Raw genomic sequence first — 15,318 nt, forward strand, 5'->3', positions numbered from 1 at the left:
ATGACTGGGTTTTTAGCAAGTTGTTCTCAGAACAAAATTCTTTATCTTTATCGTAACAATTCCATCTGCAATCTACTGACGTAGCTATATCAATATACTGAAATAATAATATGCTAGTGGCTTGCTTGATTCATTACGCTACTGTCAATGCTGAGTAAATCAATATATTTTACAAACAGTAATGATTACATGCATTTCTGCACACATATAAAGCTAATGTATTGCTATTCTTTCATTAAATTTTAAGGGTGAGAGGTGGAAAAGATATTTATGTAGAGTAGCTATCGATTAAATATCCATTGCTTTCACAAGGTTTATTAACTAATAATACATCATGAAAGGTTTTTTAATTACCACAAAATTATTCATTAAAACGTCTAACTATTAAGAAATTTAGGTTGCAAAGATCCTTAATTGCAAACCCATTTAAGTCAAAAATATGATGCATTAGCAATTTTTTAAAGAATTGACTATAACGTATTAGTCTGACCCTAACGAATCGTAACAGTGGATATCGATATTTACGACAAGGTTGATTTACCTTAAAAAAAACGGCAAAATTCCATCGAACCGTTTGTTAGGTCTTGTTCACAACCGCCAGATAAATGAAATACAATTTCATGATATTCAAATTAAAGCGGTATAAAATAATAAATGCTAAGTCTTAAGCCTTATCTAGTGTGGAGCCACTCATATGGAGTCTTTAAATTAGATCTGTAAAATTCTATAAAAACTGATTTTGGGTAGCGCCTTATTCGCAAGCTATGCTACAATCAATCGTCTGACAACGATTCTAAAAAATCTTTAATATACTAGAGATCCAAAGGGCCTAGTAATGACCACACATGTTGATCCGTTTACAATTCTAGATCGTTTAGCTCAAGCACTGCTGTTTCAATCCGCCACAGAGCGAGGTTGGCAACCCGGTAGTGTAACTGAGTTTGCTCGTCTAGCAAATCACCGTAAGTTAGCAGAAGCTATTGATGCATCGCTAGTTTTGCCATTGAATAATGCCGATCCAGCGTTGATTGCTAGGACTATTCTTGATGAAGAGCCTTATTTATCGTCTCATATCAAACTGATAAAACGATGTGCTGAAGCGCTGCCAAATGTTTTATCAGGACAAATAACAGGCAAGGAAGTAATATTTCCAGACGGCTCGATGAATTTATTGGCGCCAATCTACGAAGGCAATACTTGGGCTGATAAGTTTAATCGGAGAGCTGCCGAAGCAGTAGCCCGAGCCGCTGTTGCTTTAGCAAAAGAACGGCGAGAAACTTTACGAATTATTGAAATAGGCGCTGGCACCGGCGGAACAACTAATGATATTTTACCCGCCCTTAATCGTGCTTGCTACGAGCATAAAATCGATCTTAATTATGTATATACTGACATTTCTGTTGAATTTATTGATTATGGGCGAAATCGGTTTGCTTATGATTATCCATTTCTGAGTTTTGCAAAAATGGATATCGAGCAAAGTCCAGTTGATCAGGGATTTGATATTGGTAAAATTGATATAGTAGTAGCGGCTAACGTACTTCATGCCACTGCAAAAATTAACAGTACGTTAAGCAATATCAGAAATATGCTAAGCCATGGTGGTGTTCTGATAGTTAACGAAATTACTCGCTCTAGCCTATTTGCTACTATGACATTTGGACTTCTTGACAATTGGTGGCAATTCAAGGACAGCAACATACGTCAACCGCATTCGCCATTACTAGATATTGCTAGTTGGGGGCAAGCTTTCCGAGCTGCTGGGTTGGAAGTACCTTTAGCTATAGGCTGGGATGGAACAGTCGTTAATGATGATTGTCAAGCACTGCTTATAGCTGATTGTGTCAAAAAAGATACAAAAGTTCCTGTTCAACTGATAAACAAGAATGCCCAAGCAAAGATTAACTTATCTACTTCAAATGACCATTTAGTGCGAAAAACTATAATCCAGATTGTAGCTAGCATTCTAGGGCTTAATGTACAAGAAATCGAAATTGACAGGCCTTTTGCTGAACTTGGGGTAGATTCTATAGTTGCTGGTCAACTTGCGACCACACTAACCGATCGTCTAGGGGTGACAATTCAAGCTTCTGTCCTCTTTGATTATGCAACTGTCACTACTTTAACGCAGTATGCGATTAGTCTAGGGGCGAAACATCAATCCCTAATCGATAAGTCTATGCCAATGATTACTTCTGTGAGTAAGAAAAACTATCCAGATATTGCGATTGTTGGTATGGCATGCCGCTTCCCTAAATCTATTAATCTTGAAAAATTCTGGTGTAATTTAATCGACGGAGTTGACTGCATTACCGAGATACCAGACGATAGATTTAATTCTAAAACTTTCTCAGACAATCAAAGCAAGAAATTTAGTCATTGGGGTGGTTTTTTGGATAATCATGATTGCTTTGACGCTGAAGCTTTCCGAATAAACCCTAACGATGCTGGTGCTATGAGTCCGCAACAGCGGGTATTTTTGGAATGTGCTTGGCATGCACTAGAAGATGCTGGCTATGGTCAACAAGAACTGGCAAAACGAGCAGTAGGAGTTTATGTAGGAGTTGCTCCGGATGGCTATGGTGAGGGTAGATCAGATACACGCTCTTCGTTGGGTGAAAGTAATGCAATTTTATCCTCTAGATTATCTTATATCCTTGACCTAAAAGGACCTTGTTTGCCGATTGATACTGCTTGTTCCTCGTCACTAGTTGCGATCCATTTAGCTGCACAAGCGATCGCTAACGGTGAAGCTGACATGATGTTAGCTGGCGGTGTATCGATTTTTATGACTAGTACCAGACTTCACGAGTTCCTCACCGATAGTGGTATGTCATCAGCTAGCGGCCGTTGTCGTACTTTTGACTCCGAAGCTGACGGATTTGTACCTGGCGAAGGTGTAGGTGTAGTAGTTTTAAAGCGTCTAGACCGTGCGCTAACTGAAGGTGATTGTGTAATTGCCATACTAAAAGGCTCTGGTATAAACCATGACGGGCGCACCAGTGGTATAACTGCCCCCAGTGGACCGGCTCAGACGGAGCTTATCAGGACAGTTATGGCTCGCGCTGAAGTTAACCCAACGGATATTGGCTATGTCGAAGCACACGGTACAGGCACAAAATTAGGCGATCCAATAGAGGTTAATGCATTAACACGAGCTTATGGAGCGGCTAAGGAGCCATGCTGGCTAGGTTCAGTAAAGACTAATATCGGTCATACGTTGACTACAGCAGGTGTTGCTGGCTTTATTAAAGCAGCATTAGCAGTTCAGCGCGGTATAATACCGCCTAGTCTGCATTATCACACTGATAATGCAGAGCTAAATCTTACCACTGGTCGATTCAGAGTGCCACTGCAGGCTGTTAACTGGGATTCAACAGAGAAAAAACCACGTAGAGCAGCAGTTAGTTCTTTTGGTTTTAGCGGAACAAATTCTCACGCAGTAGTAGAACAAGCTCCGTTTCGCTCTTTACCCAAAGAAGCTAGTGGTCCGCGTCCAGTATTTTTTTCTGCACGAACTGAGAGTGCACTTGAGCAGATATTAGCAAGAATCTCTAAAGTATTGGAATGCGAGCCAGCATCATTTCCCGCTTTAGCCTTCACATTAACTGCTGGTCGCTCCCATTTTGAGCACCGTGCGGGATTAATTGCTTCATCGATTGATGATTTACAAAATGGAATTGCTAAGCTACGTAAAATGAATCACGGGGAGATTTACAATAATATTGGTAGAAGCGTGGTTTCTGGAACAGCGAAAACTTCAGTATCAGCTGACCCAATTGTTGCGTTCTTATCCGGAGAGGAAGTTGATCTAGTTTCCCTATTTCCACCACAAGAACGTTTTCGAGTACCTTTGCCAGGATATCCATTCCAAAGCACTCGCTTTATACCGCCAAAAAAGCAAATTATAATGGAAAATCGTAATACACTTCATCCACTGATAGTTGCTAATATTTCTGATGCATCTGGATTACGTTGGAAACTAGCTGAAAGTAATTCTTGGCCGCCACTACGCGACCATCGGCGTAATGGAAAGCCTATCATTGCAGCAGCAGTTATACTGGAAATTATACAGGCTGTGGCTAAGCTTGCTTTTAGCAATCAAACAGTTAATATTGCTGACATTACATTCCAGACACCTTTGTCAGTTGAAAAGCTTGGTAAGGCAGCTGTTGCTGTATTTGATGACGGTGACAACTGGCAAATTTCAATAGTAGAAGACGGAACAGATACAATTTACGCAAAGGCTTTTTTAATCGAGCCTGATAATCACACTCCGGATATGATTAATCTATCGGAGAATAATCATTTATCAGGCAATAGCCGTGTACTCAATGGTGAAGCAATTTATGCTGCTTTAGCTAATGTCGGATTTGACTATGGTCAAGAATTTCGAACAGTTGAACGAGTGCAGGTTCACGATAATTCCGTCATAGCTGACCTAAAGTACAAAGCAAAGGAAGAATTTACTTGGCAACCTACTCTTATTGACGGAGCAATTCAATCAGCCGTTGGGCTAGCACTAGGACGGTTTAATCAACAACAAAGAACTATTATACCAATAGAAATTGGTAAAGCAGCACTATTTAGTGATCTAAAGAATGCACGTCACGCCATAGTAACAGAGCAAGTAAAAAATGATTCTGACCGATTAATCCTTAACATCGCGATCACTGACCAAACTGGCAAAATTTTAGCTCAATTGGATAAACTGGTAGCTTTAGTAGCCAATGTGCCTCTACATCGAACAGAAGATGCAATTTTATCTTTTGTACCTCGTTGGTCTCCAGCTAGCAAAGCAATAATCGATTCCTCATCTAAACGAATATTACAGATTATAACCCCAGGCCAGAGGACACTGAATATTCTCGGTGAACAGATTATGGAAACTACCGACGATTGGAAGTTAGCTTTCCAGTGCATTGACCCATTGCCGACTCATTTGGTAGATTTACGTGGACTTGTTTCTGTAAGTTCTGCACCGACTGGTCAAATGGTTGATATGATTGCCGGTTGGCTGCAAGCAAGGCCTGGTGTCCCGTTGCACATCTTACGAGTGCATACTGAAGATGGCCGAATAGACCCGTATGAAGCTGGCTTGGAGGGCCTTGCTGTAACTTTACCACATGAAGCGCCAGAGGTGAGTCTACGTATACTATCGCTTGGCCGTGGAGCTGGCTCTGCTGCTGAAGTTATCCGCGACGAGGTCAACACATCTGACTTTAACCGCTATGTGCGTCGATTTGCTAATGCGCGCCATGTGCGAATCTGGGAAGCAAAATCAATCGAAAAATTCGATACTTTACCGGATCGTCCGGTAGTTCTTATCACCGGCGCTCGTGGTGGAATTGGTTCTGTAGTTGCATTGCACTTGGATCAATCTCGTAATGCACGACTTGTATTAGTCGGACGACATGGAGCGTCAAAAATAGCAAAGCAAATCAGTTCAGAGGTTATTGATATCACTGCAGATATTGGCACAGTAGATGGCGCGCGAACAGCGATCTCCGCTGCGCGGCAGAAGTTTGGTCGGGTTGACGTAATTATCCACGCAGCTGGCGTTACTGGAGATCAGCTTTTACGTAACCAAACGTCTACTGCCATTTCAGCTATTATGGCGCCTAAACTTGACGGTTTGAGATATTTGTTAAATGAATCAGTTGATGAACCTCTATGTGCAGTAATCGGCTTTGGCTCACTTGCAACTCGGTTTGGTAAAGCTGGGCAGGGCGGCTATGCTGCAGCTAACGCAGCGATGGCCGCACTCGCTGAGCGTGATGGCTTGCCTCTAAGAGTAATTGACTGGCCATTTTGGCAAACTGGCGGTATGGGTACGCGAGAGGATAGCGATTATGATCTTCGTCGCACTACTGGCAGTCGATGGATATTGCAAGACGAAGGATTAGCTTTGCTCGACAAGCTCATGTCTATGCCATACCCAAGACTTGCGGTTGCAGCTGGTAATCCTAAACAACTCACTGCTGCATTTACTAATGTAGCAACAACTACATCCGGGCCCATTAAAGCCGTTAGATCAAACAATTCTCTGGAATATGCACAACAAACCTTGAAGGCAATACTGGCTGAAGTCATTGGCGCAGCAAATGACTTTCTTAATCCAGAACGGACAATTGAAGATCTAAGTCTTGATTCTATGCACGTGATGACTCTTAATGAGAGATTAGAGGATAAATTTTTGGGAGTACCGCCAACTTTATTTTATTCTCACCGCACGATTGGTAAGGTAGCTGATTTTCTAGCTTCCTTACCAATTACCGAAGAGACTAACCCAAGCGAAACAGTGGATAGGCAATCGCTAATTACATCATTGTCGAATAACGTTTCGATTTCTAATCGCCAGAAAAATAAACGAAAAAAAACCTCTTCTGAGGACCCAATCGCAATTATTGGCATGGCAGGACGCTTCCCTGGAGCTTCTAACCTTGCTTCATTTTGGGATCTACTACGTGAAGGTAAAAACTTAGTAACAGAAATTCCTGAACAGCGCTGGAAGATATCTCGTTACCACGATGATACACCCGGTAAAATGGACCGCAGTTACAGTCGTTGGGGTGGTTTTATTAAAGACATTGATATGTTTGATCCTGTTCATTTTGGCATTGCGCCAGCTGATGCGATTCGTATGGATCCCCAGGAAAGGATAGTACTTGAAGTCGCGTCAGAAGCTATTGAAAACGCTGCTTTAACTAGAAATAATCTAACAACCGACGCTGCTAGGCTTGGTTCGGTCCACATTGGTGTGATGTATGGCGATTATCAACTGCTCGCAGCTGATCAGCACCTACTGGGTAACCCAATAACAGCATCAGCACCATACTGGTCAATAGCTAATCGACTATCTTATTGGCTTGATCTGCATGGTCCAAGCATGGCAGTAGATAGTGCCTGCTCATCATCTCTAACAGCTATTCATTTAGCTTGCCAATCCTTGTGGAGGGGTGAGGTTTCTGTAGCAATCGCTGGAGGGGTAAATTTAAGCATACATCCACTGAAATACATTGGTCTTAGCCAAGGTCGTTTTGCTTCTACTGACGGACGCTGCCGTAGCTTTGCAGAAGGTGGTGACGGATATGTTCCTGGTGAGGGTGTTGGCATTGTTGTGCTAAAGTTACTATCCGAGGCGTTAGACAATAGCGATCCTATTCATGCTATAATCCGAGGTTCAGCTGTTACACATGGTGGACGTACTAATGGATATACAGTACCTAGCCCTGATGCGCAGGCTACAGCAATCAGTACTGCATTGGAACGAGCTGGAGTGTCAGCTAATCAACTAGGCTTTTTGGAGGCACATGGGACGGGCACCGCTCTTGGAGATCCAATTGAGCTTGATGGAATTACCCGAGCAACTGTCAGCCGCACAAAACCACTTCCAATTGGTACTATAAAAGCATCTATTGGGCATCTAGAAGCGGCTGCCGGAATTGCTGGGCTAGCTCGTTTGGTACTACAGTTTCACAACAACGCTATAGCTCCTACCATATTACATGCTGCGCCTAGCAAATCTCTAAAAGATGCAGCAGAACATATACGATTAGTTACAGAACTAGAAGATTGGCCATCAGGAAAACTACCGCGAGTAGCAGGAATTAGTTCTTTTGGTGCTGGAGGAGCTAATGCCCATTTAATTATAGAAGAAGCGCCGGCTGAGAAATCATTTATGCAATCCTCGATGAAAGAAGATGATTGCATATTTATCTTTTCTGGTCGTAACCGAGTACAATTAGAAGCCGAGGTTGATCAGTTTTTAGCTATACTTAACAAAGTACAAAATCCAATAAATCTTGCTCGAACATTGCAGCTTGGTCGGGAGCCATTATTCCTACGTATTGCAGTGCTTGCCAAAAACGTAACAGAGCTATCTACAAAGCTTTCTACTTGGCGTAATGATGATCATACAAAAGACGTCTTTTTTGGAAACGCTGATAGCGGTGGAAAATACACGCCATCTGACTCATTAAAATTAAAAGAAATTGCGCAAGAATGGACAAAAGGTGCGTTAATCGATTGGCAAAAGCTTCCTTTGTCAGGCAAACGTATAAGAATACCTCCTCGTCCTCTTTTACGTCAACGTTTCTGGCCAAATTTGGTGGAAGTTCCAGTTACAAAATTTACTCTTCTGCCAGAAGCGGCTTTGCATTTAACTGTCGACAATCCAATTCTACGCGATCATAAGTTCCAACATTTGCCATTGCTACCAGGAGCCGCATCGCTGCTGCTTATGGCTAATGGCAGTGAGTGTATATTACAAAATATTTCTTTTTTGCTACCGGGTCGGCCTACTGAAAGCGGTTTAGAACTCAAACGTCAGATTACAAATGGTAAGGCTAAAATCTTCTCCCAAGGAGACATAATAGCTTCAGCAGATTTGATAAATACTACTGAAGCTATTATTAATCCGATTTCGCCACCACTTGCCAATGCAGCTTACACGACCCAAAATGAAAATATGATCTATAATCGTTTTAGAATGCTTGGGATCGATTATGGCATTACTTTCCAGCGTCTTACGGAATTACACAGCGATGGCAACACCACAGAAGCTTATCTAAAACCAATAATGAATACAGATACCATGAGTAGGCAAGTATCTGATATTGATGCTACCTTCCAGGCAATTGGACCATTACGATGGAATGATATAGATACACTAGGCGTTCCAGTTGCGATTAATTCTGTGGCATTATTTAGGCAATCTAATGCTGCTGTAACTGTTCGTGCTAAAAGAATATCTGACAGTATTTTTGATGCTGAAGCTTTAGATGCTCAGGGTAATGCAGTGATCCAAATTAAAGGTCTACGTGTGGGGAAAATGCCTATTCGAGAACAGGAAGCAACTAATATTGCCCCTCGTTTATTGACTCCAGTTTGGCTGCGAAGATCAGTGATAGAGGATCATCCTAAGCTAGGTCGCGTAGTACTTATTGGAATGAATGATGAAACACAGTTTTTAAAACACTTGGTTGATCGTGTGTCGCCCCTTGCAAACTTAACCTTTGCCGAGACAGCAAATGGTATACCTGACTGTGATACTGTAATAATGATAACTGATCTAGCTATTAGATCTCATTCATGGTCAGTAAAACAGGCTGTAGATGCTACTTCCATGGTCGAGTGTGTCGGTAATTTGGCAAGACAAATAGCTGCTTCAATTAAACCACCAAAACAAATATTACTGGTAACCGTAGAGGCATACGACATAGAAGGAAAACAAACATTTGATCCAAATAATGCTGGGCTTGTAGGACTTTTGCGTTCGCTAGTTGCAGAATTACCTAGCACTGGGTTGGTTTTGTTTGATCTTGAAAGAGCATCAGTCAATACTCCTCAGGCCATTGACCGGCTGTTACAAGAACCTGTCCAGCAGGGCGGAGTAAAGGTAGCATGGAGAGGTGATATCCGATACATTGAAGCGTTATCAGATATCACTACTCTGCCTAATGATTATTCCTCATCGGTTATTACTAAAATACCCTTGGTATGCCTAATTACTGGTGGTAGTGGTGGAATTGGACTAGCCCTAGCCCAGCATTTATTAGCAACTAGAAATGCTATTGTAGTGCTAAGTGGAAGACGTGAAGATCCTGCAATTACTTTACCTGAAGGGGTAACATACCAAGTTGCTGACGTGACCGACTATGCCGCATTAGCAGCGCTTTGCGATGAGATGGTTCGCATACATGGAAGACTCGATATTGTTTTTCATCTACCTCTAGTGTTAAACGACGGTACGTTAGCCTCAATGTCAGCCGTTGAGTTTTCCGCGCCTCTTGCCCCCAAGGCTAGAGGCACTGCTAATGTGCTAGAAGTAGCACAATTAGCAGGAGCAAATCTGGCAGTGATTTTTTCCTCAGCTAATGTTTTTGCTGGTGTATCGGGCCAAGCTAACTACGTGGCTGCATCCTGTATGCAAGATGCAATAGCATTATCGTTTAATGGCAATATGCGAGTGCAAGTAATTAATTGGGGGCTTTGGGGTGAAATTGGAGCAGTAGCCGACGCTGCAACTCAAGCAAAGCTACGTCGAGGTGGAATCTATCCGATATCTCCTAAAGATGCATTTCAAGCATTAGATGATATTTTAGCAAGTGGTATTCGCCGTGTAGCCGTCGTCGCAGCTGAAAGTAAAGCTTTATCTCGCCTAGGATGGCGAGATAAAGCTGATTTAGATACAGATCTTAGTGAAGATATTGCTGCATTTAGGCGATTGGAAGCATACGGTCGTATACGACTAGCGTCTTCTCTAGTTACTCGCCTAAACGTACAAAGCAATCAAGCCTTAACGGTAGACGCCTTGGCCAGCAAGCTCCGGCTAATTGAACGACTTAAGCCACTTTTCTCTGCAATAATAGAAAGTCTATGCCGTGCAGATTTAGCAAGCAATCATAACAATCTTATTAGCTTACCGAAGCGTGGGCTAGACTTAGTTAAACAACAGCAAATAGCTGAAGATGCAATATCCAATATGCCGCATTGGATTGCCGGCCCACGAGTGATACTTGACGCAGTCCTAGATGTCTATCCAGACCTTCTATCGGGAAATACTAACCCGCTATCAGTTTTGTTCCCTGGTGGTAAAAGCGATCTAATAGCATCAGCATATCGTGGCAATCCAATTTCTGATAATTTTAATACAGTTACAGCCAAAAATATGATATCCGCTTTGATTCCTGAGGCGGTAATTATAGAAATTGGTGGTGGTACAGGTGGTGGAACTGCTGCAGCGATTGCAGCCTTAGACAATTATGCTCCACCTAAGAGCTATATTTTTACCGACATATCTACGCAATTTCTAGATTCAGCATTTAAAAAATTTAGTTCTTTAGGACGTCCTTGGTTTAAAACAGCGTTATATGACGTTGAGGAAACAGTTGAAGCAAATAGTCAAATTCCAGGCAGCGCTGATATAGTGCTAGCCACAAACGTACTGCATGCAGTTGCTAACTTACCTAAAGCGCTGCGTGAATTAGGTAGATTACTAAAACCAGGTGGTACATTGATTGTTAATGAATTGATTGAAGTTCAAGATTTCGCCACTATGGTTTTTGGGCTAACTGACGGTTGGTGGCGCGGTGCTGGAAGTGCAGAACGTTTACCTAATAGCCCTATTATTGACTCTAATGGATGGCATACTCTGCTAAAAAAAGAGGGTTATCAAAATATCAATTTAAATGACCTATCAGCAAGAGGGGGGAAAGGGCAAGCTGTCATAGTTGCTAATGCCCCTTCTGGCCTTAGGTTAGTAACAACGGAGGAAGTAGTACCTGTTAAAATAAATCAGTTTAAACCACAAGAGGATCAAATCGATCCTAATAACGATGATTTACAACAAGTGCTTATTGATGATCTGCGTAGCATTATCGCGAATCAACTTGCTATAGATCCAACCGAGTTACGTGCTAATCAAAGTCTAGGAGAGTATGGCTTAGAATCTCTTTCATCTATGGCAGTGCGCGACGTTTTAGATGCAAAGTTTGGCGGAGTATCTCAGACATTAATGTTTGAGCACGACACCCTCAAGAGTCTTGCGAATCATCTTATTTCTGTTCGTCCTACAGAAGTTCGTGCAGTTTTGCAAGATACGAAAAAGATAAATTCCATCGGCGAAAGCAAAATAAAAAAAAGCGAATCAAAGACGCTAATTTCTGTTAATGCACCTATAGCAGTCATTGGTATGGCTGGGCGTTTCCCAGGGGCAGATACACCAGATGCACTTTGGCAATTATTGGAAAACGGTTTATCTATGCTTGGGCCAGTGCCAGCAGAACGTTGGAAGTCAAACAACTGGTACGATCCTAACGGGGGAAAAGGTCTATCTTATACCAAAATTGGCGGGTTTCTGCCCGATATTGATTGCTTTGATCCATTGTATTTTGGCATCTCTCCAGTAGATGCGCCAAACTTAGATCCACAAGAGCGCTTATTTTTACAAACAGCATGGCATGCACTGGAAAGTGCAGGGTCTACGCCAGCAAGGCTGCAACGAAAAGCAGGACCAGTAGGTGTGTTTGTTGGAGTCATGAATGCTGGTTATCAATGGCTATCAGCTCAAAATAATAAAGCATCGGCAACTTCTTCTTATTGGTCCATTGCAAACCGCTTATCTTATGTTACTGATTGGACTGGTCCAAGCTTAGCAGTAGATACTGCTTGCTCATCATCGTTAACTGCTTTGCATCTAGCGGTAAATGCACTAAGAGATGGTCAATGCGGAGCCGCAGTGGTTGGCGGAGTTAACCTAATTGTCCATCCCAAACAGCTTGTTAATTTATCAGAAGCTCGGATGTTGTCTCCTAGCGGTGAGTGCCGATCATTTGGTGAAGGAGCTGACGGATTTGTTGATGGGGAAGGTGTCGCTGCTATTGTAATAAAGCCTTTAGATACTGCTCTGCGTGATAATGACCGTATAGACGCTATAATACGTGGTACAGCAATAAATGCCGGTGGAAGAACCTCTAGTTTTTCAGTTCCAAATCCAATTGCCCAGAGTAAAGTGGCTGCTGATGCACTAGCTAATGCAGGAATAGATCCTATTACTATTCAAGTAGTAGAAACTCATGGTACGGGTACTAGTCTAGGAGATCCCATTGAGGCTAATGGTCTTTCCATTGCCTATGGAGGAGGAACAGGTAAGCGAGTAAGTCCGCTAATAATCGGAGCTCTGAAAGCTAATATTGGACATTTGGAATCTGCTGCTGGAATAGCAGGAGTGGTGAAAGCTATCTTGCAACTTCGTTATCGTAAAATTGCTCCTTTACGCAATGCTGCGGCACTTAATCCAAGAATAGATCTGGAGGCTTTGGGTTTATACGCACCGCCCCAAGCAATGGAATGGTCATCGCCTGAAAATTGCCCGCGTCGAATTGCGGTTAGTTCATTTGGTGCTGGTGGAGCAAATGCTCATGTAGTACTAGAGGAAGCTCCGGCTATTACTGAGATCAAAGCATCTAATTTAAACAGCGAGCTACTTGTGCTGTCGACGATGAATGCTGATAAGCAAAAGCATTTATCTAGTCTGTTGCGCGATTTTATTTCTGAAAAAAGCCATAGTCACAGCGATATCTCACGTATTTGTCATAGTCTGCGAGTTGGTCGCCGCGCACTACGTCATCGGTTTGCTATACCTATACATACTATTAAAGATTTGTTAAATGTTCTTAATGAATTAGCTCTTGGTCAGATCCCTAAAGGAGGAATAAATGGTAATGGTTCGAGCGAAACTGTACGTATACTAGAAGAAAGTTCCTCTGGACAGACCCTTCTAAAAGAAAAGCTTGCAGCTAGAGATTTTGATGCTCTAGCTAGATTATGGGTTGATGGAGCCGATATAAACTGGGACGAATTGCCTGAAACGAATAGAATTGTTCCTATCGATTTACCAGGCACAATATTTGCTAAAGAGAAATACTGGTTAGCAGAACCGGTATTTACGAGTGTATCTGCTAAGAGCGATATGCCAGTCCGCTTTATAAAACGTGCCTGGCAACAAAAAACCCTACCGCCGCTGAATAATAATATTCCTTCTTGTTTGTTTGTTTGTGATTCTAATTCTATAAGTATAAATCAATTATCTGATAAAATTGAACTACCCGATAATCGTATTGGTTGGGATAAGTTACTTAATCATATGCCAATTGGTTCTGCTCGTGATCTTGTACTAATCATAAATGAAGTAACTAGTATTCAAGAATTGCACTATTTCACTCTAGCAACATTAATTGGACTAAGTGCGATAATGGCACGTCCTGGTCGCCTACAAAGAGTATTTTTAACTACTTCCTTGGAAAAGCTAGCTACAATATTTGCTGCGATTGCCGCTTCGGTAGCCTTAGAAGGGCTAGGTGGGAGAATACGTACCATACTACTACCTAAAAAAGACTTTGCTGAAGTTATAAAAAATGAGAGAGCTATAGATATGCCAGGTGCGCCTTTAATCGATAGGCGTGGGCCGCGCGCAATTGCAATCCAACAATCGATAAATACTTCTATTGAATACGACTTGATGATTGGACAGGGTAGTCGTGTACTTTTAGTTGGTGGTTTAGGTGCAGTTGGCACAGCCTTGATAAAGGAACTAACACATAAAAGAAAAGCTCGTGTCGGCGTAATTGGTCGTAGAGAAATTGATAGTGCTTTATTAGCTAAGCTTAATATCTCTTATGCTATTGCCGATATAACAAATGAGGATAATTTGGGCACTGCTGTTGCAAAGATTCGTTCACTAATTGGCGGTATTGACTTTGTAATTGACCTCGCTCGCATCGTAGATGATAGTACGCTTGCATCAAAGGATAATGTTCAAATAGAATCAGTACTTGCAGTTAAAACTCTTGGAACTGAATTGCTTGATCGAGTAACACAAAATGATCATCTAAAAGCATTCATAGTATTTTCTTCTCTCGCATCTTGGTTTGGATTGCCTGGTGCAGCAGACTACGCTGCTGCTTGTGCCTTCCAGGATGCACTAATGAATATTCGCTCTGGCCCTGGTCTTAGTCTATCCATCGCCTGGCCACAGTGGGAATATGATAGCAAATTAACTATAACTCGCCAAGAAGAGCTAAAAAAAGCAGGTCTTGGGACTATTGATGCTAAAAGAGGGCTTGATCTTATAGATCAGGCCTTAGCAAGCAAAGAAACTGCACTAGCAGTTGTTACGGGTCGAATAGACTTAATCGAAAGTCTGATTAATCCTGATGTAAGTAATCCTGATGTAAGTAATCCTGATGTAAGTAATCCTGATGTAAGTAATCCTGATGTAAGTAATCCTGATGTAAGTTTAATGGATGATGCTGAGCTGGAATTTTATGTGAGCCAGCTAAGAAATGAAGCAAAATCAATCTTGCAACCAAAAGACTTAACAAGTAATCCTGTCTCTACTCCCTCTAGTGATATTGCAATAAAATCAGCACTAGTGAAACATTTAAAAGTCGATCATGCATTGTTAACATCGAGTACGTCTTTCATTGATTTAGGTATTGACTCAATCAAAGCATTACATGTTGCAGAAACGCTAGCTACTAGTTTATCAATAGAGGTCGAGCCTGCTCTGTTAGCATCTCACCCAAATATAAAAGAACTAACTAAGGTACTTGATGATCGAAAAGCAAAAGCTAATGACAATATTACAGAAAAAATAACAAGTAAAAATTAATATTCAGGGGATATGCTAATTATACTTTTATGTAAAAGTGTTTTTTAAAATGATACTTCTATTAAGTAGAAGGATAGCACTTACAATGTCATTGTTGTTTTACAGATTATTAACTTGTAGCTTCAAGGCAACTCGCAACATTC

General features: G+C 41.6%; 1 protein-coding gene. It reads left to right on the top strand.

What is annotated here, in order from left to right:
* Positions 1-835 precede the first annotated feature (835 nt).
* A complete protein-coding gene (locus P856_RS04430; protein WP_025300866.1) occupies positions 836-15,175 on the top strand; it encodes an SDR family NAD(P)-dependent oxidoreductase in 14,340 nt (4,779 codons plus the stop codon).
* Positions 15,176-15,318 lie beyond the last annotated feature (143 nt).

This window comes from Candidatus Endolissoclinum faulkneri L5, assembly GCF_000510265.1.
Classification (GTDB): Bacteria; Pseudomonadota; Alphaproteobacteria; order Thalassobaculales; family Thalassobaculaceae; genus Thalassobaculum; species Thalassobaculum faulkneri_A.